The organism is Devosia sp. CN2-171, assembly GCF_049354815.1.
Lineage (GTDB): Bacteria > Pseudomonadota > Alphaproteobacteria > Rhizobiales > Devosiaceae > Devosia_A.
Map to the genome: position 1 here is coordinate 3718411 of NZ_CP186479.1, position 20888 is coordinate 3739298.

A 20888-nucleotide genomic window follows, 5' to 3' on the forward strand; every position below is an offset into this window, starting at 1 on the left:
GCTTCCCCTATGGTCCGGCCCGATTTCGCCGCCGTTTCAAGTGAAAATGACCGACACGCCCGACCGCCCCGTTCCCCAGCCCGGCATCCTCAAGATCGCGCCCTATGTCCCGGGCCGGTCAGACGCGCCTGCCGGGGTTAAACTGGTGAAGCTCTCGGCCAACGAGTCGCCGCTGGGCGCCAGCCCCAAGGCGATCGAGGCCTATAAGGCGCTGGCCGACAAATTCCACATCTATCCGGAAGGCTCGTCACGTGAGCTCCGGACCGCACTGGCAGAAGTTCATGGCCTGAACGCAGACCAAATCGTCTGCGGCTTCGGTTCCGACGACATCCTCCACCTCCTCGCGCAGGTCTATCTCGGCGAGGGCGATGAGGCGGTGATGAGCCAGTATGGCTTCAACGTCTACCCGATCATCAGCCGCGGCGCCTCGGCCGAGATCGTCATGGCGCCCGAGACCGACTATCGCGCCGATGTCGACAACCTTCTGGCGGCAGTGACGCCGCGCACCAAGGTCGTTTTCCTCGCCAATCCGAATAACCCGACCGGCACGTACCTCTCGGTCGCCGAGGTCGAACGGCTGCATGCGGGTCTTCGTGCCGACATCCTGCTGGTCATCGACAGCGCCTATGCCGAGTACGTGACGGCGGCGGACTATTCGGTCGGCATCGACCTCGTCGATCGGGCCCAGAACGTCGTGATGGTGCGGACGTTCTCGAAGATGGGCATTGCCGGCGAGCGCGTCGGCTGGATGTACGGGCCCGACCACATAGTCGATGCGGTCAACCGCATCCGCGGGCCGTTCAACGTCACGCTGTCGGGGCAGGCCGCTGCCGCCGCGGCGGCGCGAGATATCGAGTTCACGGCAAAGCTGCGCGATTACAACGCGCAGTGGCGCGACTGGCTGACCAAGGCCCTGGCGGGCAACGCCATCCGCGTACCGCCTAGCCAGGGCAATTTCATCCTCGCGCTGTTCGAGGATGTCGCGACGTCGCGAGCCGCGTTCACGGCGCTGCGCGACAAGGGCCTGATCGTGCGCGAAATGCACGGCTACGGCATTCCCGAGGCACTGCGCATCACCATCGGGCTCGAAGAGCACATGCGCGCGGTGGCAGAAGTTCTAGAGGCGTTCGGCGCGCCGGGGGCACGATAATGTTCGAAAAACTCACCCTCATCGGCATTGGTCTCATCGGCTCGTCGATCGCGCGGGCGGTGAAGCTCAAGGGCCTCGCCAAGACCATCGCCATCACCACCCGCAAGAGCTCGACGCTCGATGAAGCGCGGGCGCTGGGGCTCGGCGATATCTACACGCTCGATGCGGCCGAAGCCGTCGAGGGCGCCGACCTCGTCATCCTCTGCACGCCGGTCGGTGTCTATGCCGATGTGATGAGCCAGATCCGCGACCATCTCGCGCCGGGCGCGATCCTCTCGGATGTCGGCTCGGTCAAGGTCCACGTCATGAAGGTGATCGAGCCGCTGCTGCCGGCCGGCATCCACTTCATTCCCGGCCACCCGCTGGCAGGTACCGAACACTCGGGCCCCGCTGCCGGCTTTCCCGATCTCTTCGTCAACCGCTGGTGCGTGCTGACGCCGAAGGCGGATGTCGATCCGGTGGCGGTTGATCGGCTGGTTTCGTTCTGGGGCGCGCTCGGCTCCAATGTCGAATGCATGGATGCGGCGCATCATGACATGGTGCTGGCCATCACCAGCCATGTCCCGCACCTCATCGCCTACAATATTGTCGGCACGGTCGCCGATCTGGAGGCGGATACGCAGTCAGAGGTGATCAAGTTCTCGGCCTCGGGATTTCGTGATTTCACCCGCATCGCCGCGAGCGATCCCGTCATGTGGCGCGACGTATTCCTCACCAACCGTGAGGCGGTGCTGGAGATGCTCGGGCGGTTCCTCGAGGACCTCAGCCGGCTGCAGCGCATGGTGCGCGTTGGCGACGGTCCCGGCATGGAGGAGCTGTTCACCCGCACCCGCGCGGTGCGCCGCTCGATCATCACGGCTGGCCAGGAAACGTCGGCAGTAGACTTCGGCCGCCCGCACGGCGCTGCGACGCCGGTAGTCCAGCCCAAGGATACGCCGGAATTCGCCGTGCGCGAGCATGGCGGCGGCGAGGACGCCTAAGCGCTGTCAGAAAAGTTGCAGACTTTTCCTGTTCGAAAGCGCGGCAGAACCTATCCCGCCTAGAACAGCGGCGGCAGCTGCGCGAATACGAAGGTCAGGAGTTTCACCTGGCCGTCGGCGATGGTCATGGAGTTCCTGAAGCTCCCATCGGCCTGCGGCGCGCCCTTGAACATGGCGAGCTGCACCGGCGGCAGCAGTTGGCTGAAGCGATCCAGCACGCCGCGCGTCGTATAGTCGAGCTGACCCTCGACATAGCCGCCGCCCGAGAGGCGTGCCTCCCCGCTGACATCGAAGCTCTCATTGGGCTCGGGCTGCGCGCCGGCGAGCTTCACGAGCTTCACCGTGCCGCCCGCTGCCTGCCAGTTTCGTACCGCGTCCGGCTTGCCGAAGTCGCGGATATCGGCAGGCAGGCCGGTGATCTGGCTTTCGAGTGTCAGGTTCGCCCCGGCGACCTGCAGGCCGGGCAGGGCGAGTTCGCTCGCCGTCACATAGTTGGCGAGCGCAGAGGTTCCTGCCGTCGCGTCGAACTGGTCGGGCATGTCGACGAGGTGCGCCTCGATATGCTTGGCGCTGGCCTCGACGATTTCCCCGGCGACTGTGTCGGTCACCGCCAGATCGTCGGCCTCGACCGAGAAGCGGGCGAGCCGCCAGCCTTCGCCGCCGAGGCTCCTGATCGGGTCGACCGAGGTCAGCCGCACGCTGCCGTCGAGCTTGGTGAAATCGAGCCGGCGCTGGCTGCCGGAGAAGGCGTCGGCGTAGGCGAACGGCCCCTTGGCCGAGAAGATGACGTGCGTCGGGTTGTAGGCCATGACCGAGGCGCGGAGGCCGGGGAAGGTCGCAGTCAGGTCCTGGTCGACAAGCGTTGCGTTCTCGCAGTCGAGATCGAAGCGGAAGGGGAAGCCCGAGACGTTGAAATTCTCGCACTGGAATTTCGGCGCGGTCTCGCCGTCCGCTTCGGCCAGCAGTTTGACCTGTCGGGTCGCCTCACCGGCGGCCCATAGCCAGCCTGCGCTCCAGGCCCCGACCACGACAATCACCGCGATCAGCAGCCAGACGAACTTCCGCAAAGTCAGGTCTCCCATGACGGCGCACCGTTGCGCGGCGCGGACGGTATCGGTACGAACGTGACCACGGCAAGGCGGACGCGCTCGGATGGCCCAGATTTCGACCCATTGGGTCTTCGGATACGGCTCGCTGATCTGGCGCCCCGGTTTCAGCCATCTCCGGCAGGCGCCGGCGCTGCTGCGCGGTGTGCATCGCCGGCTCTGCATCTACTCGCAACGCCATCGCGGCACCGCCGTCCAGCCGGGCCTGGTGTTCGGGCTGATGCCCGGCGGGTCGTGCCGCGGCATGGGCTTTGAAGTCGCGAGCGAGCATTGGGACGAGGCGCATGCCTATCTCAGCGAGCGCGAGATGGACAACGGCGTCTATCGCGAGGCGACGCGGCTGATGCAGCTTGGCGACGGAACGCTGGTCACCGCGCTTGCCTTCGTCGCCGACACGCGGCATCTGCAATATGCCGGGAAACTGGCCATCGCCGAACAGGTCCGGATTGTCCGCGCCGGTGTCGGCGAGTCCGGGCCGAACACCGAGTATGTGCTGGAAACGGCCCGCAAGCTGAGCGAGCTCGGCATGCGCGACCGGTATCTGGATGAACTGGTCGCGGCGCTTGGGGGCGTCGACGTGCCGGTGGCGCGGACGGCTTAAGCCGCGTTCAACCCCAGCACCGGCTCGGCGCCCTCGAGATCCCACAGCACCGTCAGGCGCTCGATGGCATCGGGGCTGGCTTCGACGCGGAACACGCGGTCGGCGCAATCCATGGCAAGGCGAAAGCGGGCGCGGCTGACGGCGTCCTCGATGAGGTCGGCGCTGCCGCCGGCCCAGAGCACATGGTTGCCGAGCGCGATCAGGTAAAGCTCGTCGCCGGAAAAGCTGAAAGCATCGAGCCGCAGCGCCTCCAGCGCATAGTAGCGACCCGAGCGGCCACGCCAGTTCACCGGGTGCTGGCCCGCGCTCTCAAGGATCGTACGATCAAGTGTCGGCACCATACCCGGCTCCCCCGGTTCCCAATCGAAGAGAACAAAGATAGAACAAATTTGAGACAAATGTCAAGCGGTCGCCCGCGCCTGACGCTACAGATATGGCCTGCGTTGCAGATCGCGTCAAGATATAGTGGTATCTGCGGCTTTGGGCGCTATCCCTTGCTTCAGGCGGTCGAGTTTCTCGCGCAGTTGCGGCGAAACCGGCTCGGCGAGACCCTCGTCATCGGCGATGCGGATCAGGCGATTGGTCTCGGTTTCGATCGCCTCGCTCAGGCGGGCGCGAAATGCCTCGACGCCGAGCCCCGGCGGGATAGCCGGCAGGAACCGGGCCCGCGCCGTACCCGAGCGCAGCAGCAGGCTGTTGCGGCCCCAGAACAGGCCGGAATTGAGCGCTACCGGCACCACCGGCACGTTGAGGCCCTCATAGAGCCGGACGACGCCGTAGCGGTAATCATGCGGCTCGAGCGGCGCCTTGCGGGTGCCTTCGGGGAAGATGATGATGCGCGAGCCGCGATCGAGCGCGCCGCGCGCGTCCGACAGCATCAGCGGGATGGCATCGCCGCCCTGCGAGCGGTCGATGCGGATGGTGTCGAAGGCCATCGCCGCCTTGCCGAAGAACGGGATGTCCATCAGCTCTTTCTTGGCGATGAAGGCCGGTCGGCGCGCGCCGGGCAGGATGGCGAAGATATCCCAGTCGCTCATGTGCTTGGACGCGATGATGCAGGGGCCGTCCGGGATGTTCTCCATCCCCTGTACGTCGGTCCTGATGCCGGCGAGCACGCGCAGCGCGACGATGTTGGAGTGTATCCAATAGAGCGCCAGGCCCCAGCCGAACCGCGTACGGCCGGCAAGGATGGCGCTCAGCCCCACGATGATCGCGAGCGGCACCGTCTGCACATAGAAGAAGGCGTAGAACAGCAGCGATCGGATCGCGCGGACGATCAGCATTAGGCCTCCCCCTCGGAGCCAGAAGGTGCCTGCCCGGCGGCGATGCGGCAAGCCGGAATCGGCTCAGGACGTCTTCTGCAGGAAGCGCCGTACCGTCAGGCGGGAAGTAATGGCGGTCAGCGCCGCGATCACCGGGATGACGGCGAGAATGCCGAACATACCGTCGAGCCCCAAGGCGAAGCGGCCGAACAGGATGCCCAGCTGCTGGCCGGCCTCCTGCGGCACCATCGATCCTGCGGCGAGCCCGACAAGCAGGAAGAACACCAGTGCGGCCACCCCGCCGAAAATGCCGCCGCGGAAGCCGATGGTCAGGAACCGCCCCTGGAATTCGCCGGCAATGAAGCTGTTCGAGGCGCCAATGAAGTGCAGCACATCGACGATCTCGCGGTTCGACGCCATGGTGCCGCGCGTCGCAAAGATGATGGCGAGCACGGTGGCGACGACGATCAGCGTCAGCACCAGCAGCCCCGAAGCGACAATCGTTCCGGCCATGACGTTGAGCTGCTGGCGCCAGGCCGCATGCGTATCGAGGCTCGCGCCCTTCACCGCCTGAAGGTCGCGTTCGAGCTTTGGAATATCCGCCTCTTCCGGATCGGACATCTGGACGACGACGAGGCGTGGAATGTCGATGGCGCTGAGATCGAGCCCGGCACCGAGCCAGGGCTCGAGTAGCTTCTGGCTCTCCTCGATCGTGAGGGCGCGCGCCGCCGCAACACCCGGCGTCGCCTCGGCAAGGGCGACTGCGGTGCGGAGGTTGCTTTCCATCACCTCACCGTCGATGGGGCGGATCTGGATGGTCATCTCGCGACCGACATCGGACGACCAGGCGATGGCAGATTTCTGCACCAGCACCACGCCGCCAAGCGTCACGCCCGAAAGGAAGGTCATGATGGCGATCAGCAGCACCAGCGTGCGGCCGGAGACCGAGCGCTCGGGGACGATGGGGGCGGCCCGTTCGCGCGTATCGTAGCCGGCAAAGCGGGGGAGCTTCAGCTCAATCACTAAAAATCACCTCGCCGTCGCGGAGGTTCATGCGGGGAAAGGGGAAGCTGTCGAGCAGCGGCAATTCGTGCGTCGCGAGGATGATGGTGGTGCCCATCTTGTTGAGCTCGGCGAACAGCCGCACCAGCCGCAGCGACAGTTCGGGGTCGACGTTACCGGTCGGCTCGTCGGCGAGAAGGATGTCCGGCCGGCCAATCACGGCACGGGCGATAGCGGCGCGCTGCTTCTCGCCGCCCGACAGCACCGCCGGCAGCGCATCGAGGCGCTCGCCGAGGCCGACCCATTCGAGGAGTTCGGTGACATTGGCGCGATAGCTGGACTCCGGTTCCCCGAGTACGCGCAGCGGCAGCGCCACGTTCTCGAAGGTCGTCAGGTGGTCGAGCAGGCGGAATTCCTGGAACACGATGCCGATATGCCGGCGCATCTGCAGCAGCGCGTCCTGGTCGAGCGAGGAGGTGTCGCGGCCGAAGAGGGTCACGCGTCCGCGCGTCGGCCGGAGCGAGAGCAGCAGGAGCTTCAGAAGCGTGGACTTGCCGGAGCCCGACGGGCCGGTGAGGAAGTGGAACGTGCCGGGTTCGATGCGGAAGTTGAGATCGCGCAGGATCTCGGGGCCCTGCCCGTAACGCAGGCCGACATTGGAGAACTCGATCACCGGGCCAACCCGCTCCGAATCAGTTGAATGGCATCATAACAGCGGCACCCGCTGCGACGCGGCGTTGTCACCGACAATTCAGCCTAAATCTTGGTCCGCGCTCGCCTTTATGACGGGGCGGGTTTGAACAAACTTTAACCCTGCCCGGCTAGGGTCGGGATATGCTTTCGTCCCAGCCCGCATTGGTCGTGATCGCCTGTCCGCATTGCGGCACGCGCTATCAGGTGCCGCCAGAAACGCTCGGCCAGAGCGGCCGGCGGGTCAGCTGCGCCCATTGCTCCAAGGCCTGGCTCGCCGAGGCTCCGGTGCCGCAGAGCGAAGACCGGCTGTTCACTCCGCGCGAGGAAGAAGAGCTCGATCGCGAGTTCGATGCGCTCGAAAAAGGCGCACCCGCGGTTCCCGAATCGATCCGCCGGATGCTGCCGGGTAACGAACCGCCGCCGCCCGAGGTGGTCAAATCGATCGCCGAGATCAAGGCGGCGATCACGCCGAAGGTGGTCGAACCGCCCAAGCCCGCTCCGGAGCACAAGCCCACCCACGCCGAAAAGGCCGCCGCCGGGCGGCTCGAGAAGCGTCAGCGCAAGTTCGGCGAGGCGCTGCCCGCCGCACGGCTGCTGCGCGCCATCCGGCTTGCCGCGGTGCTGCTGCTCGTCGCGGTCGTTGCCGGCGGATACTGGTTCCGCACCGAGATCGTGCGGCTCGTCCCTGATATGGCCGGCGTCTATTCGGCGCTCGGGCTCGGGGTGAACGTCATCGGGCTCGAATTTTCCGACGTCTCGACCGTCATGACCCGGCGCGGTCCGGATGGCGTCCTGAGCGTCATCGCCAAGATCCGAGCTGTCGAGCCGCGGCGCGTTTCGGTGCCGCCGGTCGTGGTCACCCTCCTCGATGACCATGGTACCGCCGTCTACCAGTGGAGCGTCATGCCCGCCGCGGGCGATATCGCCCCGGGCGAGGCGCTTGATTTCACCGCCGAACTCGCCTCGCCGCCGGCGACGGCGACCCAGTTGAAGCTCGGCTTTGCCGAGGGCCGGCCGCGCACGGAAGCTGCCGCGACCCCGCTGCCCGAAGAGCCCCTACACACGACGACCACCGACGAGACCCATTGATGGCCAGAATCCTGCTTGCCGAAGACGATGATGGCGTGCGCGCCTTTGTTTCCCGCGCCCTCCAGCATATGGGCCACGAGGTGGTGGAAGCCGAGGACGGCGGCCTTGCGTCGGAAGTGATGGAAGAAGAGCAGGGGCGGTTCGACCTGTTGCTCAGCGACATCAAGATGCCGGTGATGGATGGCATCGCGCTGGCGCTCAACGTCGCCGCCAGCTTTCCGGATATCACCATCGTGCTGATGACCGGCTTTGCCGACCAGCGCGAACGCGCGCACGGGCTCGATCAGCTGATCTACGACGTGATCCCCAAACCCTTCACGCTGCAGCAGGTGCTCGACAAGGTAGACGACGCGCTCAACGGCCGCCCGGCCGAGATCGTGTCGCTGGCCCGGCAGGCGATGGCGAGCTGAGGTCAGGCGAGGGGCAATACGCGTACGTCGAAACTCTCCGCCTTCTCCTCCATGAAGCGCAGGAAGCGCTCGCCCTCGCTCTCGAGTTCGGCCACATCGGTCTTCCGAAGCTTGTGATAGGGCTCGATCGTCAGTGTTGCGGCACCCTTTTTCGTCTCGACGGTCCAGCCGGCTGCGATAACGCCGTCGACCAGCACGCCCGGCTTGAAGTTCTCGAACATGTTGATGCGCTTGGCATCGTCCTCGGCGAGCATGCGGCGGCGGTTGTCGTAGCCGAGATAAGCGTTTTCGTAGAGCGGCAGGAAGCGAACCGGCGCCGGCGTGTCGGCATCGGGGCGCGGCGCGTCGGGCAGGTCGAAGAGTTCCCGGTCGTCCGGCGCGATGAAGGTGACCAGTTCGGGACGTAGCGCCTCGAACACCTCGCCCAGCTTGGTCAGCCGCGACCAGGTCTGCATGTCGGCGACGCTGGCCGGGCCATAGGCGGCGAGATAGCGGCGGACCAGGGTTTCACGGGAGATGGGCCGCTCGTAGGGCGCCGGCAGCCAGTTCTGGATCTGCGTCAGTACCGGCGCGTGGCCCGAGCCCCAGATGCGGGTGGGCGGGATCTGGATCAGGGTGTCGCTCATCTGCAGGAGGACCGTCATCGACAGCGGATCGGCGGTCGGGAAGCTCTCGTGCAGGCGCTTGCCAAGCTCGCCAGCGGTGGCCGGCTTCTCGTCGATATACCGGCGCGCCAGCTTCAGCACCGCCGCCTCGTCGTTGCCGCCGAAGCGCTTGCGGAAATTGCTGTTCCACACCGTGCGGAGGAAGGGCTGCATGTGCTCGCGAATGCCGATCAGGTCGTCGGCGGTGTGCAGATGGAGCGTGCCGCGCATGGTGGTGGCGCGAACAAGGATGCGGTCGACGATCAGCGCCGTCAGCGCCTCGTGCGTGAAGCCGTGGAGGCGTGACCAAAGGCCGATATACGGGTCTTGGGTCTGCTGCCCCTGCAGGCCGAGGAGCCATTCGACGGCTTCGGCGATGCCGCGGTCGCTCCGCTCGAGCAGCATCTGGCGGGCGAGGGTGGCGCGATTGAGCTGGCGGTCGGTGAACTGGTCAGGCATGGCGCGGCTCCGTCTTCGGAATAGCCTACGCTAGCCCTGCGCCCCTGACAGGGTTTGTCAGCAGCTCACAGCCAGTCCGGCACGCTATCCAGGCCGATCAGCTCCTCGATCGACTTGCGCGGGCGGATGACGTGCCACTTCGACCCGTCCACCAGCACTTCGGGGATCAGCGGGCGCGAGTTGTAGGTCGAGGCCATCACCGCGCCATAGGCGCCGGCCGACATCACCGACAGCAGGTCGCCCTCCTTGACGCCCTCGATCCTGCGATCCTGGGCGATGAAGTCGCCGGTCTCGCACACCGGCCCGACGATATCGGCGACGATGTGCGGCAGGTTGGAATGGACCACCGGCTGGATGTCGTGATGCGCTTCGTAGAGCGTGGGACGGATCAGGTCGTTCATCGCCGCGTCGACGATGACGAAGGTCTTGCCGCCTTCCTTCACGTACTCGACCTTGGTGACGAGGATGCCGGCATTGCCGACGATCAGCCGGCCGGGCTCGAGGATCAGCGACACGCCGAGCGGGCCGATATGGCGCTTGACGATCTCGGCATAGGCCGGCGGGGCCGGGGGTGCGTCCTCGTCGTGGTGATAGGGGATGCCGAGGCCGCCGCCGACATCGGCGTGGCGGATATCGTGGCCCGCAGCCTTCAGATCGCGCACCAGTTCGGCGAGCAGCGCGAAGGCATTGTCGAAGGGCCGCATGTCGGTGATCTGGCTGCCGATATGCATGTCGACACCGACGGCGCGGACGCCCGGTAGGGCGGCGATGCGAGCATAGACCTCGCGGGCGCGGGCGAAGGGGATACCGAACTTGTTCTCGGCCTTGCCGGTCGAGATCTTGGCATGGGTGCCGGCGTCCACGTCGGGGTTGATGCGGACCGAGACGTGAGCGGTGGCGCCCATCGACACGGCAACGTCGCTCAGCCGCTCGAGTTCGGGCTCGCTCTCCAAATTGAAGCACTTGATGCCGAGTTCGATGGCGCGACGCATCTCGGCAAAAGTCTTGCCGACACCGGAGAAGACGATCTTTTCCGGCGGAATGCCGGCCGCGATGGCGCGCTCGAGTTCGCCCCCCGAGACCACGTCGGCGCCGGCGCCTTCCTTGCCGATCAGCTTGATCACGGCCTGGTTCGAGTTCGCCTTCATCGCGTACGCCACCAGCGTGTCGATACCCTCGAACGCCTCGCGCATCACCCGGACGTGGCGGCGCAGCGTTGCGGCCGAATAGACGTAGAAGGGGGTGCCCACCTTGCCGGCAAGCGCGGTCACATCGACGTCCTCGGCGAACAGCCGGTCATCGCGATACTGGAAGTAGTGCACCAAGGTCGTCTCGCCCCTAATTCAGGGCGGAAGCTCTAGGCGAAAGGCGGGGAAAGGGGAAGTCAGACTTCTCTATGGGGCGGATAGTGATGATCAATGCGCTCCGCCACCATCCGCTGGATCTGCCAGAGGTTGCGGTCGTGGATGCCGTACTCCTCGAGCTTCTGCACCGTCGAAAGGACGTACTCGGCCATCGAGCCTTTCCAGCCATGGGCCTGCGCCAGCCGGTCGGCGCGCTCTGCCAGGGTAAGGCCGCCGACATAGCGCGTGCTCTTGCGGTTGATGGCAAACGCCAGGGCGGTGAGCGGACCCTCGGCGGTCGCGACCTTGATCCAGCGGCCGGGGAAGGCATTGGGCACCATGCTCATTTCGCGGCGGACCAGCTTGTCCATGTTGGCCTTGATGGTTCCCGTCGGGATGCGGTAGGCGATGCTGCGGCAGCTGCCGCCGCGATCGAGGCACATCATCAGGCCCGGCTGCTTGGGGTTGCCGCGCCAGCGCTGGTCGAACAGGCAGAAGCTGCGGTGCCAGCCGTTGGCGACGGCGATGCGCTGCTGGTCGTATTCGGTGGCTGGGTTCCAGATCAGGGAGCTCAGGGCAAAGATCCAGAAGTCACCTGCGGGCGCCGTGTCCATGATGCGCGCAACTTCGGCGTTGTAGTCGGCATCGGTCGCGACCCGGATACCCGGATAATTCGGCTGCCCCGGATCCTCGATCACCGGGATGCGCGCAACGTGGTCGGCGGTGAGATGGAGGGGGCGGGGTTTGAGCGGCATGGCCGGAGCCTACTCCACTCCGCCGTCGCCGTGACCCCCCGATTTCTTCACGCTCACCGGCTCCGACTTCACGCCGGTGAGGATTTCCTTCCAGCGCGCCGCCTGCGCCGCAACGTTCTCGGGCGCGGTGCCGCCATAGCTCTTGCGTGCGGCAACCGAGCTTTCGACGCTCAGCACCTTGTGGATGCGGCTATCGATGCGGTGGTCGATGAACTTGAAGTCCTCGATGGTCAGCCCGTCGAGGCTCATGCCCTTCTGCTCGGCGAGCGCCACGATCTGGCCGGTGATATGGTGGGCCTCGCGGAACGGGATGTTGGCCTGCTTCACCAGCCAGTCGGCGATGTCGGTGGCGGTCGAGAAGCCGGCATTGGCCGAGGCCCGCATCTTTTCGCGATTGGCCTTCAGGTCTTCCACCATGCCGGTCATCGCGGCGAGTGAGAGCGACAGGGAGTCCAGCGCGTCGAAGGCGACTTCCTTGTCTTCCTGCATGTCCTTGGAATAGGCGAGCGGCAGGCCCTTCATGACGATCAGCAGCGAGGTCAGCGCGCCCATGATGCGGCCGACCTTGGCGCGGATCAGCTCGGCGGCATCCGGGTTGCGCTTCTGCGGCATGATCGACGAGCCGGTAGTGAACTTGTCGCTGAGCTTCACGAAGCCGAACTGCGAAGACGACCAGATCACCAGCTCCTCGGCGAAGCGGGAAAGGTGCATGGCGCAGAGGCTGGCGGCGCTCAGCGTCTCGAGGATGAAGTCGCGGTCGGACACCGCATCGAGCGAGTTCGCCGTCGGGCGGTCGAAGCCGAGCGCACTGGCGGTCATGTCGCGGTCGATCGGGTAGGGCGTGCCGGCGAGCGCCGCCGAGCCGAGCGGGCTCTCGTTGAGGCGCTTGCGTGCATCCTCGAAGCGGCCGTAGTCGCGGCCGAGCATTTCGACATAGGCGAGAAGGTGATGGCCGAAGGTCACCGGCTGCGCATTCTGCAGATGCGTGAAGCCCGGCATGATGGTCGCCACTTCTTCCTCGGCGCGCTTCACCAGCGCGAGCTGCAGCGTTTTCACCTGGGCCAGCAGCGTGTCGATGGCGTCGCGGACATAGAGGCGGAAATCGGTCGCCACCTGGTCGTTGCGCGAGCGGGCGGTGTGCAGGCGCCCGGCGGCATCGCCGATGACTTCCTTAAGCCGGCTCTCGACGTTCATGTGGATGTCCTCGAGCGAACGCGAGAACGTGAATTTCTGTGTCTCGATTTCCTCGAGCACGGCCTTTAGGCCCGTGATGATCGCGTCGCGATCCGCCTCGGTCAGAATGCCCACTTCCGCGAGCATCGTGGCGTGTGCGATAGAACCGGCGATATCCTGCTTGTAGAGGCGCTGGTCGAAGCCGATGGAGGCGTTGATTTCTTCCATGATGGCGTCGGGACCGGTCGCGAAACGGCCGCCCCACATACGATTGCTCATCTCAACTCCAACGGTATTGCAATGACAGACCAGACCCCGGCACCAACGAGGCGATTGCGGCCCATGCGGGTGCTGCTCATCGCCCTTGTCAGCGCGGCGGTAGCACTAGTCCTTACCCTTGTCGTTGGCAACTTCATGCCAGCCGCGGCACACCAGTGCCCGGCGCAGGTGGTGAAGGGACAGAAGATCGATGCGGCAGCCGTCGGGCTGCTCGCAGCGCTCACCGGCACGGGCGAAGGCCGCGGCTATGCCGACATGGCGTTCAAGGACGATGCGGGCGCTCCCAAGACCATTGCCGATTTCGCCGGCAAGAGGCTGCTGGTGAACTTCTGGGCCAGCTGGTGCGTGCCGTGCCGTGCCGAGATGCCGGCGCTGGACAGGCTGGCGGCCGAGTACAACTCCGACCAGTTCATGGTGCTGCCGATCAATCTCGATCTCGGCGCCGGCGGTCTGGAGAAGGCGGAGAAGTTCCTCGCCGACGAGAAGCTGCAGAACCTGCCGCTCTATGCCGATTCCAGCTTCTCCGCCTTCGAGCGGCTGAAGCAGCAGGCGGTGGCCATCGGGCTGCCGGCAACGCTGCTGCTCGACGAAAAGGGGTGTGAGCTTGCCGTGCTGCAAGGCCCGGCCGAGTGGGATACGCAAGACGGCAAGAACGTCATCGACACCCTGATCGGGAGCTGACCTTGGGCCGCATCCTCTGCGTCGGTGCCCTCACCATGGACACCATCTTCCGGCTCGAGCATCTGCCCGATCATTCGGGCAAGTTCATTCCGCTCGATGCGGTCGAAGTGGCCGAGGGCATGGCAGCGGCACAGGCGGCGAGCATCGTGCGGCTGGGCGGAGAAGCGGCGCTCTGGGCCTCGGCCGGCGACGACGGGATCGGTGACCGGCTGGTGGCGCAGATTTCGGAAGCAGGCGTCGACACTTCGCGTGTTCGGCAGGTGCGCGGTGCGCGCTCGGGTTTCTCGTCGATCCTGATGGACCGGACTGGCTCGACCATCATTGTGCCGCGCTACGATCCCACCATTACCTCGGCACCCGAGGCCGCGCTTGACCTCAGCGGCATCACTGCCGTGATGACCGACGTGCGCTGGCCGGCAGCAGCGAAGCTGGCGCTGTCGGCGGCGAAGGCCGCCGGCATCCCGGCCGTCCTCGATGCCGACATGGCGGCGCGCGACGTGCTCGAGGACCTCGTGAAAGAGGCTAGCCATATCGTTGCGTCGGAGAGTGCTGCGAAGCTGCTGACCGGGGCAGAAGTTCCGGAAGCTGCCGCATGGCGACTGGCCGATGAGCATGGCGTATTCGTCGCTGTGACTGCCGGCGCACATGGGTGCTGGTGGACCGAGAATGGCGACATTCGCCACACACCGGCCCCCAAGATCGAAGCCATCGACACGCTCGCCGCCGGGGATGTGTTCCACGCCGGCTTCGCGGTGGGGCTCACCGAAGGCTGGCCGATGGAGCGGACTATTGCTTTCGCGTCGGCGGCAGCGGCGATCAAATGCACCCGCTTCGGCGGTCGTCTCGGCGCGCCGACGCGCGCCGACGTAGAGGCGTTTCTGGCGAGATAGGTCGGTTGCCCCTTTTCATCCTCCCCCGCAAACGGGGGAGGATTGAGAGCGGCTAAGCCGCCCGCGACGCCTTCACATTGTCCTGCCCGGCGATCGTCTTGATCACGCGGCACGGATTGCCCGCGGCGACCACGCCGGCCGGCACATCGCGCGTTACCACGCTGCCGGCGCCGATGGTCGAGCCGTCGCCGATCGTAACCCCGCCCATGATCAGCACGTTGGCGCCGATCCAGACATTCTCGCCGATGGTGATCGGCTTGTTGATGGCGTAGCCGCCGACGATCTTGCCGGTCTCGTCGCGGAGCGCGCGCTCCTCCGGATCCGTCGGGTGGCCGGCGGTGAGGAACTGCACGCGCGGCGCGATCACCGAGCCAGTGCCGATGCGCACATCGGCGCCGTCTAGGAACACGCATTCGAAGTTGATGAATACGCCTTCGCCGATGTGGATGTGCTTGCCGTATTCCCATGTCACCGGCGACATGACGATGCCGCCGCCAAAACTGCCGAGCTGGTCGCGCAACATCACCGAGCGGTTGAACATGTCGGAGTTGGGTACGGCATTCAGGCGGTCGAGCTTCTTGCGGGCTTCGGCCTGCATCTCGATCAGGTGCCAATCGGGGTTGGGGTAGATGTCGCCGCGGCGCATCTTGTCGTAGCCGGTGGTGTCAACCATCGGAATCCTCCTGCGGCCCCCCGCAGTTGGCATCCCCTCTAGCGCGCGAACGACAGGCGCAAAAGACCAGGAATTTGCAGCGGCAGCCGGATTTGCCGCGATCCGTTCAGCGAAAATTCAGCGTCAGGCTTCCTTGTCGATGATGCGGCCGACGAGGTCGTCGGACTTCTGCTCCATGTCGGAAAGCGCGCGTTCGAGATCGGCGCCGGTCGCGGCCGAGCCTTCGTTCACCTGCTTGAGCAGCAGCTGGTGTTCCAGATCGGCGCGCTTTTTCGCGACCAGGACCTGGGCCACCCCGAGCGTATCTGCTTCACGAAAGGCCATGCGATAGATCGATGTGTCGAGGTTCAATACGACCTCCCGTGTACTGGTGGTTCAGGCCAGCTTGTCGACCTTTGTCCCCTGTCCTGGGGGCGGCGCAGCGCGCGCCGTCTGGTCGACCATCTGGATGAGCGACATTTCCATCTCGTGCTGCTTCTTCAGCACGGCGATGCCAATCGCATGCTCGGTACTCATCGAGCGCGCGGCAAGCAGTTGCGATGTCAGATCGGTGTCCATCCCCGTCAGTTTATTGACGAGAGGTAAACGAGCGCTTGGCTGGAACCGTTAGCGAACGGTAAACGCGTCAGCTGCCGTTGCCGCCGCGGAACTTGCCGGGCGTCCATAGCACGTCGTTCTCGCCATTGGCGTTGGCCACACGAGCGAGGACGAACAGCAGGTCGGAGAGCCGGTTGATGTAGACGAGCGCCGCCGCATTGGTGTCGGGCTCGCGATCGATCAGTTCGACCACCAGCCGCTCGGCCCGGCGGGTCACCGTGCGCGCCACATGCAGCGTTGCAGCGAGGGGTGAACCACCCGGCAGCACGAAGCTGGTCAGCGGTTTCAGGGCCTCGTTGAAGCCGTCGATCTGTTGTTCGAGCCATTCGGCCTGCGCGGGCAGGATGCGCAGCGAGGGCGGTGCGCCCTCGGCATCGGCGCCCGGCGTCGCGAGGTCGGAGCCGAGATCGAACAGGTCGTTCTGGATGCGGGCCAGCAGCCGGTCGAGCTTGGGCATGCTGACGGTGTGGAGCCGCGCCATGCCGATGGAACTGTTGGCCTCGTCCACTGTGCCGAAGGCTTCGACGCGCAGGTCGGCCTTCGAACGGCGCGGACCGCGCACCAGCCCGGTCGTCCCGTCGTCACCGGTCTTGGTATAGATCTTGTTGAGCTTGACCATAGGCGGAACCTGATCCGATTCCGCGCCGGCTGCCAGCGCAATGATGAGTCAGCCGCGGCCGAAGAAGAACAGCGCCCCGAGAATGACGATGATGGCGACGAACTGCGCGATCACGCGGGCGCGCATCAGCTTCTGGCTAAGATTGGGGTCGCCGCCTTTAAACATGTTCCAGAGGCCCCAGAACAGGATGAAGGCGACGGCGCCGAGCGCGAGGATGGTGACGATGGCAGTGATATTCATTTCGATACCTTGGCGCAGAGCCGGGTGAGGCCCTCGCTTAGCCGATCATAGATGGCACGGATACGGCGGCTGGTGAACAATTCGCGGTGGGTGGTGAGCCAGACCTCGAGCGGCGGCGGCTTGAAATCGGGCAGGAGCCGCATCATGCCGGGCGTCGCGTCGACAAGCGTCGCCTGCGCGAAGCCGACACCGAGGCCGGCCTTGATCAGCTCCCAGTTGTTGGTCTGGCTGTCGGTGCGGACGACGAAGTCGCTGCGGCTCAACTCAAAGCCCATGCGCCGGGCGGCGCTGATCAGCAGATCGGAGCGGTCGAAGCCGACGAGGTCGTGCTCGTTCAGGGCCTGCGGGCTGACCGGCGCGCCACGCCGTTCGACATAGCGCTGGTGGGCGCAGCAGACGATGGAGATGTCGCCGATATGCTTGGCGATCAGCTCGAGCTGGGTGGGGCGGAACATGCGCACCGCGATATCGGCCTCGCGCAGCAGCAGGTTCTCGACTGAGTCCGAGGGCACGAGCTCGATGGCGACTTGCGGAAATTCCTGCCGCAGGTCGTAGAGTAGCGGCGGCAGCACGTAGTGGCACATCACCGTGCTCGAAGTGATGCGGATCGAGCCCGCGGGGGCGGCGCTAGCGCCCTCGGCCATCAGGCTGGCTTCGGCGAGCGCCGCCTGTGCCGATTGCACCGGTTCAAATAGCTTTAGCGCCGTATCGGTGGGACGGAGGCCGGTCAGCGTGCGCTCGAACAGGCCGACGCCGAGCACCTGCTCCAGCGCCTCGACATGACGGCCGAGCGTCGGCTGGCTCAGCCCGAGCGCACGCGCCGCAGCGGAGAGCGAGCCATGCTCGACGACGGCGCCAAAGCTGCGCCAGAGGGACCAATCAGGTTCAGGCATATTCAATAATGTATGGTCGAGCGTCGATCTTGTCCAATCGATAAACGCTTCTGTTGCACCTAGCTTTATGGTCACCACCACGGAGTAACGACCATGAGCCGCAAGCAAGTCATCGTCATCGGCATCAACGGCCATGTCGGCCATCACATCGCCAAGGCCTTCGTCGCCGCCGGATGGGACGTTACCGGCTTCGGGCGGTCCAACCGGCATCCGATCGCCGGCGTCCGCTTCGTCAAGGGCGACGCCGAGGATGTCGCTGCCATGCGGGCGGCGATCGGCGACATCGATGTTGTCGTCAACGCGCTGAACCTGCCCTACCACCAGTGGGACAAGGGCCGGAAGGAAGCGCAGACTGAGCGCGTCATTGCGGCAATGGGGAAGAGCGGCAAGACGCTGCTGTTCCCGGGCAATATCTACAACTATGCCGCCACCGATCGCGTGGTGACGCCGGACATGGCCCAGCACCCGCAGACGCCGCGCGGCGAGATCCGGGTCAGCGTCGAAAACCTCTATCGCGATGCTGCCAAGCGCGGCGACATGCAGGTGCTGATCCTCCGCGCCGGCGATTTCTTTGGTCCGGAGAGCCAGGGCGACTGGTTCGACCTCGTCATGCTGTCCGAGGCGAAGAAGGGCAAGCTGCAACTAATGGGGACGCGCGGCATCGGCCACGCCTGGGCCTACCTGCCCGACCTCGGCCGCGCCTTCGAGAAGCTGGCCTGGCATCGTGGGGAATTGGGCGCGTTCGAGAACTTCCACTTCGCCGGCACCTACGTGACACCCGAGCAGCTGGGTGACGCGATCGTCGCTGCCGTGCCGGTGCCGCTGAAGGTGTCACTGTTCCCACGCTGGACGATCAACGCCATGGGCCTCGTCAGCCCGCTGATGCGCGAGCTCGGCAAGATGGCCTATCTCTGGGAGCACCCGATGGAACTGCGCGACGCGCGGCTCGACGCCATCCTCGGGCCCGATTTCGCGACGCCGTTCGCCGAGGCGGTCGCGACGACGGTGGTGCCGTTCTTCGCCGCAGCGAAGGCGGCGGCCTGATCCTCCCCTCCGCAGCGGGGGAGGGGGACCAGTAAAGCTGGGTGGAGGGGGCGACCACACACACCGGCGCTACCCCCGCCGCCCGTACTAGAACCCCAGTTCCCGCCTTACATCCTCAGCTGTCCAGCCTGCCTCGCGCAGGCTGCGCAGCGACTCCGAGCCCTTCGACTTGCTGAGCTTCTTGCCCTCGGTATCGAGGATCAGCTTGTGGAAGGTGTAGGTCGGCGTCGGCAGCCCGAGCAGCATCTGCAGCAGCACATGGATGTCGGTCGAAGCCTCCATGTCGCGGCCGCGCGTGACGTGTGTCACGCCCTGCGCCGCATCATCGACCACGACGCTCAGGTGGTAGCTTGTCGGCGTGCCCTTGCGTTGCAGCACAACGTCGCCCCACAGCTGCGGCCGGGCATAGCGGATCTGCGGTCGATCGATCGGCGTCGGACCAGCGACCGAGAAGGTCAGGAGCCCCGTGAGGTCCATCGCTACGTCCGTTCGCAGCCGCCAGTTGGCTTCCTCGCCGGCCGCGAACCGCCGCGCCACCTCGGCACGATCAAGATGGCGGCAGGTGCCGGCATAGAGCGGAGCGCCATCAGGGTCCGTCCCCACGGCCGTCGCGGCAATGTCGCTGCGCGAGCAGAAGCACGGGTAGAGCAGGTCGCGCCGCCGCAGCCGATCGGCGGCCGCCGCGTAGGCCGGAAACCACTCCGACTGCCGCCACACCGGCTCCTCCCATTCGAGCCCGAGCCAATGCAAGTCGTCGAAGATGGCCTCGGCGAATTCCGGCTTGCTTCGCTCCCGGTCGATATCCTCGATGCGCAACAGCAAGCGTCCGCTCATGGCCTTTGTCCATTGCGCGGTGTAGAGCGCCGAATAGGCATGCCCCATATGGAGGTAGCCGTTGGGGCTCGGCGCGAAACGGAATACGGGCTGGCGCATGGGCGACAGCTAGCATGCGAGGACATTGATTTGACAGATCGTCTCGATACGGCCGCAGCGCTCGAGCACCACCTCACGGCGCTCACCGGGCTCGATCCGCGTCTTGCTGAAATCGCCGCCAAGGCCGGCTCGTTCGAGATCCGCCGCTCGCCGGGTGGGTTCGAGGGGCTCGCACGCATAGTCACCGGCCAGCAGGTGTCGACGGCGAGCGCCGATGCGATCTGGTCGCGCTTCGCCGCGCTGCCTGGTGCGCTCGACCCGGCGGGATACCTGGCGCTGACCGAAGAGCAGGTGCGGGGCGCCGGCCAGTCCGGCGGCAAGTACCGCACGCTGCGTGGCATCGCCGAAGCCGTCGCCTCGGGCAGTTTCGATTTCGCCCCGCTTGCCGAACTGCCGGCCGACGAGGCGATTGCGAGCATGACCCGGCTCAAGGGGATCGGGCCGTGGACCGCGGAAATCTACCTCATGTTCTCGGCGGCCCATCCCGACATCTTCCCCGCCGGCGACGTCGCCCTGCAGCGGGCGGTGCAATGGGCCTTCGGGCTTGACGGCAAGCCTGAGGTGAAGGACTTGATCGGCATGGCCCAGCGCTGGTCCCCACATCGTTCGACCGCGGCGCTGCTGCTCTGGCGCTATTATCGCGCGGTGCGCAACAAGGAAGGAATATCGGTCTGATGGCAAAGCTCTCCGGTCCCATGCTGGCCCCGAAGAGTGGTGGGCCCGCGAAGCAGGCCGTCGTGCTGCTGCACGGCTATGGCGCCGATGGCAGCGACCTGATCGGGCTCGGCCACCATTGGGGGCCGCTGCTGCCCGATGCCCTGTTCGTCTCGCCGAACGCGCCCGAGCCCTGCGCCGGCAGCCCGTTCGGCTTCCAGTGGTTTCCGCTCGCCGTCGACCGTATCGCCGGGCGTATCGAAGGCGCGAGGAACGCCGCCCCAGTGATCATCGAGTTGCTCGAGGATCTCTGGAGCCAGGGCCAGATCACACCGGCGAACACCTATCTCATCGGCTTCTCGCAGGGCGCCATGATGGCGCTCCATGTCGGTACGGCACTGCCGCAGCGCCTTGGCGGCATCGTCTCGTTCTCGGGCGCTTTCGTGCCGGCGGACGGTTTTCCGACCGACGACAGGCCGGCCGTGGCGCTGATCCATGGTGACCTGGATCAGGTGGTCGATCCGCAACTCAGCCGCCAGGCCGCGGATGACCTGCTCGCGGCCGGGTTCGACGTGACACTGCACATCTCGGCGGGCGTCGCACACGGCATCGCGCCGGACGGCCTCGATTTCGCCACGTCCTTCCTCCTCGCGCAGAACAGCTGAATCACCCCGTCGAATTCGCGCTTCACAGCCGTGTCACATCAGGCATAGACTAT

At 65.8% G+C, this 20888-nt stretch carries 25 protein-coding genes and 1 pseudogene; 10 read left to right on the plus strand and 16 right to left on the minus strand.

Annotated elements, in window-relative coordinates; translation table 11 throughout:
* The first annotated feature begins 46 nt into the window (after positions 1-46).
* Both hisC and ACOYW5_RS18455 read left to right on the plus strand, forming a co-directional pair.
* A complete protein-coding gene (hisC, locus tag ACOYW5_RS18450) occupies positions 47-1150 on the plus strand; it encodes a histidinol-phosphate transaminase (protein ID WP_423066350.1) in 1104 nt (367 codons plus the stop codon).
* Positions 1150-2130, plus strand: a complete 981-nt coding sequence (locus ACOYW5_RS18455) for a prephenate/arogenate dehydrogenase family protein (RefSeq protein ID WP_423066351.1) — start codon at positions 1150-1152, stop codon at positions 2128-2130. Before hisC ends, ACOYW5_RS18455 begins: the two co-directional genes overlap by 1 nt.
* Before the next feature lie 59 nt (positions 2131-2189).
* Here ACOYW5_RS18455 and ACOYW5_RS18460 read toward each other — a convergent pair whose 3' ends face one another.
* On the minus strand, positions 2190-3197 hold the full coding sequence (locus ACOYW5_RS18460; protein WP_423066352.1) for a DUF2125 domain-containing protein: 1008 nt from the start codon (positions 3195-3197) through the stop codon (positions 2190-2192).
* 85 nt (positions 3198-3282) lie between these two features.
* On the opposite strand from ACOYW5_RS18460, the gene ACOYW5_RS18465 reads away from it, so the two are divergent.
* Positions 3283-3837 carry a gamma-glutamylcyclotransferase gene (locus ACOYW5_RS18465; protein ID WP_423066353.1) on the plus strand — a complete coding sequence of 185 codons (555 nt, stop codon included), beginning with the start codon at positions 3283-3285 and terminating at the stop codon, positions 3835-3837.
* On the opposite strand, the gene ACOYW5_RS18470 is transcribed toward ACOYW5_RS18465, so the two are convergent.
* The 4 genes from ACOYW5_RS18470 to ftsE all read right to left on the minus strand — a co-directional run bounded on the left by ACOYW5_RS18470 (position 3834) and on the right by ftsE (position 6774).
* On the minus strand, positions 3834-4178 hold the full coding sequence (locus tag ACOYW5_RS18470; protein WP_423066354.1) for a hypothetical protein: 345 nt from the start codon (positions 4176-4178) through the stop codon (positions 3834-3836). The genes ACOYW5_RS18465 and ACOYW5_RS18470 overlap by 4 nt on opposite strands.
* A 114-nt stretch (positions 4179-4292) precedes the next feature.
* Complete coding sequence (locus ACOYW5_RS18475) at positions 4293-5120, minus strand: lysophospholipid acyltransferase family protein (RefSeq protein WP_423066355.1); 828 nt, start codon at positions 5118-5120, stop codon at positions 4293-4295.
* 63 nt (positions 5121-5183) lie between these two features.
* A complete protein-coding gene (locus tag ACOYW5_RS18480; protein ID WP_423066356.1) occupies positions 5184-6122 on the minus strand; it encodes a cell division protein FtsX in 939 nt (312 codons plus the stop codon).
* Positions 6115-6774, minus strand: a complete 660-nt coding sequence (gene ftsE / locus ACOYW5_RS18485; protein ID WP_423066357.1) for a cell division ATP-binding protein FtsE — start codon at positions 6772-6774, stop codon at positions 6115-6117. Before ftsE ends, ACOYW5_RS18480 begins: the two co-directional genes overlap by 8 nt.
* 161 nt (positions 6775-6935) lie before the next feature.
* On the opposite strand from ftsE, the gene ACOYW5_RS18490 reads away from it, so the two are divergent.
* Both ACOYW5_RS18490 and ACOYW5_RS18495 read left to right on the plus strand, forming a co-directional pair.
* A complete protein-coding gene (locus ACOYW5_RS18490; RefSeq protein WP_423066358.1) occupies positions 6936-7883 on the plus strand; it encodes a zinc-ribbon domain-containing protein in 948 nt (315 codons plus the stop codon).
* Positions 7883-8293, plus strand: a complete 411-nt coding sequence (locus tag ACOYW5_RS18495) for a response regulator (RefSeq protein ID WP_423066359.1) — start codon at positions 7883-7885, stop codon at positions 8291-8293. Before ACOYW5_RS18490 ends, ACOYW5_RS18495 begins: the two co-directional genes overlap by 1 nt.
* 2 nt (positions 8294-8295) lie before the next feature.
* Here ACOYW5_RS18495 and ACOYW5_RS18500 read toward each other — a convergent pair whose 3' ends face one another.
* The 4 genes from ACOYW5_RS18500 to argH all read right to left on the minus strand — a co-directional run bounded on the left by ACOYW5_RS18500 (position 8296) and on the right by argH (position 12946).
* Complete coding sequence (locus ACOYW5_RS18500) at positions 8296-9396, minus strand: winged helix DNA-binding domain-containing protein (RefSeq protein WP_423066360.1); 1101 nt, start codon at positions 9394-9396, stop codon at positions 8296-8298.
* A 65-nt stretch (positions 9397-9461) separates the two neighbouring features.
* Positions 9462-10718, minus strand: a complete 1257-nt coding sequence (gene lysA / locus ACOYW5_RS18505) for a diaminopimelate decarboxylase (RefSeq protein ID WP_423069500.1) — start codon at positions 10716-10718, stop codon at positions 9462-9464.
* Positions 10719-10780: 62 nt separating this feature from the next.
* Positions 10781-11494: a gamma-glutamylcyclotransferase gene (locus ACOYW5_RS18510; RefSeq protein WP_423066361.1), complete on the minus strand. Its 714-nt coding sequence runs from the start codon at positions 11492-11494 to the stop codon at positions 10781-10783.
* Positions 11495-11503: 9 nt separating this feature from the next.
* The gene (argH, locus tag ACOYW5_RS18515) at positions 11504-12946 is read right to left on the minus strand and encodes an argininosuccinate lyase (RefSeq protein WP_423066362.1); all 1443 of its coding nucleotides are present in this window, start codon (positions 12944-12946) and stop codon (positions 11504-11506) included.
* A gap of 21 nt (positions 12947-12967) precedes the next feature.
* Between argH and ACOYW5_RS18520 the strand changes: the two genes are divergently transcribed.
* The gene (locus tag ACOYW5_RS18520) at positions 12968-13627 is read left to right on the plus strand and encodes a TlpA family protein disulfide reductase (protein ID WP_423066363.1); all 660 of its coding nucleotides are present in this window, start codon (positions 12968-12970) and stop codon (positions 13625-13627) included.
* Positions 13628-13629: 2 nt separating this feature from the next.
* Positions 13630-14517, plus strand: a complete 888-nt coding sequence (locus tag ACOYW5_RS18525; protein WP_423066364.1) for a PfkB family carbohydrate kinase — start codon at positions 13630-13632, stop codon at positions 14515-14517.
* 97 nt (positions 14518-14614) lie between these two features.
* Here ACOYW5_RS18525 and ACOYW5_RS18530 read toward each other — a convergent pair.
* The 6 genes and pseudogenes from ACOYW5_RS18530 to ACOYW5_RS18555 all read right to left on the minus strand — a co-directional run.
* Positions 14615-14764 (minus strand): annotated as a pseudogene (locus ACOYW5_RS18530) (DapH/DapD/GlmU-related protein); the annotation flags it as partial.
* Between the two features lie 549 nt (positions 14765-15313).
* Positions 15314-15541 carry a hypothetical protein gene (locus ACOYW5_RS18535; RefSeq protein WP_423066365.1) on the minus strand — a complete coding sequence of 76 codons (228 nt, stop codon included), beginning with the start codon at positions 15539-15541 and terminating at the stop codon, positions 15314-15316.
* 24 nt (positions 15542-15565) lie between these two features.
* Positions 15566-15748: a hypothetical protein gene (locus ACOYW5_RS18540; protein WP_423066366.1), complete on the minus strand. Its 183-nt coding sequence runs from the start codon at positions 15746-15748 to the stop codon at positions 15566-15568.
* Between the two features lie 67 nt (positions 15749-15815).
* Positions 15816-16406 (minus strand): cob(I)yrinic acid a,c-diamide adenosyltransferase, encoded by a 591-nt coding sequence (locus tag ACOYW5_RS18545; protein WP_423066367.1) that lies wholly within the window; start codon positions 16404-16406, stop codon positions 15816-15818.
* 48 nt (positions 16407-16454) lie between these two features.
* Positions 16455-16646 (minus strand): twin transmembrane helix small protein, encoded by a 192-nt coding sequence (locus ACOYW5_RS18550; protein ID WP_423066368.1) that lies wholly within the window; start codon positions 16644-16646, stop codon positions 16455-16457.
* Positions 16643-17539, minus strand: coding sequence for a LysR family transcriptional regulator (locus tag ACOYW5_RS18555; RefSeq protein ID WP_423066369.1), 897 nt, complete (start codon positions 17537-17539; stop codon positions 16643-16645). Before ACOYW5_RS18555 ends, ACOYW5_RS18550 begins: the two co-directional genes overlap by 4 nt.
* Positions 17540-17632: 93 nt before the next feature.
* Between ACOYW5_RS18555 and ACOYW5_RS18560 the strand changes: the two genes are divergently transcribed.
* Complete coding sequence (locus ACOYW5_RS18560) at positions 17633-18583, plus strand: NAD-dependent epimerase/dehydratase family protein (protein WP_423066370.1); 951 nt, start codon at positions 17633-17635, stop codon at positions 18581-18583.
* An 87-nt stretch (positions 18584-18670) separates the two neighbouring features.
* Here the strand turns inward: ACOYW5_RS18560 and gluQRS are convergent, their stop codons facing one another.
* The gene (gluQRS, locus tag ACOYW5_RS18565; RefSeq protein WP_423066371.1) at positions 18671-19516 is read right to left on the minus strand and encodes a tRNA glutamyl-Q(34) synthetase GluQRS; all 846 of its coding nucleotides are present in this window, start codon (positions 19514-19516) and stop codon (positions 18671-18673) included.
* A 30-nt stretch (positions 19517-19546) separates the two neighbouring features.
* Between gluQRS and ACOYW5_RS18570 the strand changes: the two genes are divergently transcribed.
* Together ACOYW5_RS18570 and ACOYW5_RS18575 are read left to right on the plus strand one after the other, a co-directional pair.
* Positions 19547-20191, plus strand: a complete 645-nt coding sequence (locus tag ACOYW5_RS18570; RefSeq protein ID WP_423066372.1) for a DNA-3-methyladenine glycosylase family protein — start codon at positions 19547-19549, stop codon at positions 20189-20191.
* Positions 20191-20835 carry an alpha/beta hydrolase gene (locus ACOYW5_RS18575; RefSeq protein ID WP_423066373.1) on the plus strand — a complete coding sequence of 215 codons (645 nt, stop codon included), beginning with the start codon at positions 20191-20193 and terminating at the stop codon, positions 20833-20835. Before ACOYW5_RS18570 ends, ACOYW5_RS18575 begins: the two co-directional genes overlap by 1 nt.
* The last annotated feature ends 53 nt before the right edge of the window (positions 20836-20888 follow it).

Excerpts from the sequence above, each read along its gene's own strand:
- hisC (WP_423066350.1), top strand. The coding sequence starts at position 47 with ATGACCGACACGCCCGACCGCCCCGTTCCCCAGCCCGGCATCCTCAAG.
- ACOYW5_RS18455 (WP_423066351.1), top strand. The coding sequence starts at position 1,150 with ATGTTCGAAAAACTCACCCTCATCGGCATTGGTCTCATCGGCTCGTCG.
- ACOYW5_RS18465 (WP_423066353.1), top strand. The coding sequence starts at position 3,283 with ATGGCCCAGATTTCGACCCATTGGGTCTTCGGATACGGCTCGCTGATC.
- ACOYW5_RS18470 (WP_423066354.1), bottom strand. The coding sequence starts at position 4,178 with ATGGTGCCGACACTTGATCGTACGATCCTTGAGAGCGCGGGCCAGCAC.
- ACOYW5_RS18475 (WP_423066355.1), bottom strand. The coding sequence starts at position 5,120 with ATGCTGATCGTCCGCGCGATCCGATCGCTGCTGTTCTACGCCTTCTTC.
- ACOYW5_RS18490 (WP_423066358.1), top strand. The coding sequence starts at position 6,936 with ATGCTTTCGTCCCAGCCCGCATTGGTCGTGATCGCCTGTCCGCATTGC.
- ACOYW5_RS18495 (WP_423066359.1), top strand. The coding sequence starts at position 7,883 with ATGGCCAGAATCCTGCTTGCCGAAGACGATGATGGCGTGCGCGCCTTT.
- ACOYW5_RS18500 (WP_423066360.1), bottom strand. The coding sequence starts at position 9,396 with ATGCCTGACCAGTTCACCGACCGCCAGCTCAATCGCGCCACCCTCGCC.
- ACOYW5_RS18510 (WP_423066361.1), bottom strand. The coding sequence starts at position 11,494 with ATGCCGCTCAAACCCCGCCCCCTCCATCTCACCGCCGACCACGTTGCG.
- argH (WP_423066362.1), bottom strand. The coding sequence starts at position 12,946 with ATGAGCAATCGTATGTGGGGCGGCCGTTTCGCGACCGGTCCCGACGCC.
- ACOYW5_RS18520 (WP_423066363.1), top strand. The coding sequence starts at position 12,968 with ATGACAGACCAGACCCCGGCACCAACGAGGCGATTGCGGCCCATGCGG.
- ACOYW5_RS18540 (WP_423066366.1), bottom strand. The coding sequence starts at position 15,748 with ATGGACACCGATCTGACATCGCAACTGCTTGCCGCGCGCTCGATGAGT.
- ACOYW5_RS18545 (WP_423066367.1), bottom strand. The coding sequence starts at position 16,406 with ATGGTCAAGCTCAACAAGATCTATACCAAGACCGGTGACGACGGGACG.
- ACOYW5_RS18550 (WP_423066368.1), bottom strand. The coding sequence starts at position 16,646 with ATGAATATCACTGCCATCGTCACCATCCTCGCGCTCGGCGCCGTCGCC.
- ACOYW5_RS18555 (WP_423066369.1), bottom strand. The coding sequence starts at position 17,539 with ATGCCTGAACCTGATTGGTCCCTCTGGCGCAGCTTTGGCGCCGTCGTC.
- ACOYW5_RS18560 (WP_423066370.1), top strand. The coding sequence starts at position 17,633 with ATGAGCCGCAAGCAAGTCATCGTCATCGGCATCAACGGCCATGTCGGC.
- gluQRS (WP_423066371.1), bottom strand. The coding sequence starts at position 19,516 with ATGCGCCAGCCCGTATTCCGTTTCGCGCCGAGCCCCAACGGCTACCTC.
- ACOYW5_RS18575 (WP_423066373.1), top strand. The coding sequence starts at position 20,191 with ATGGCAAAGCTCTCCGGTCCCATGCTGGCCCCGAAGAGTGGTGGGCCC.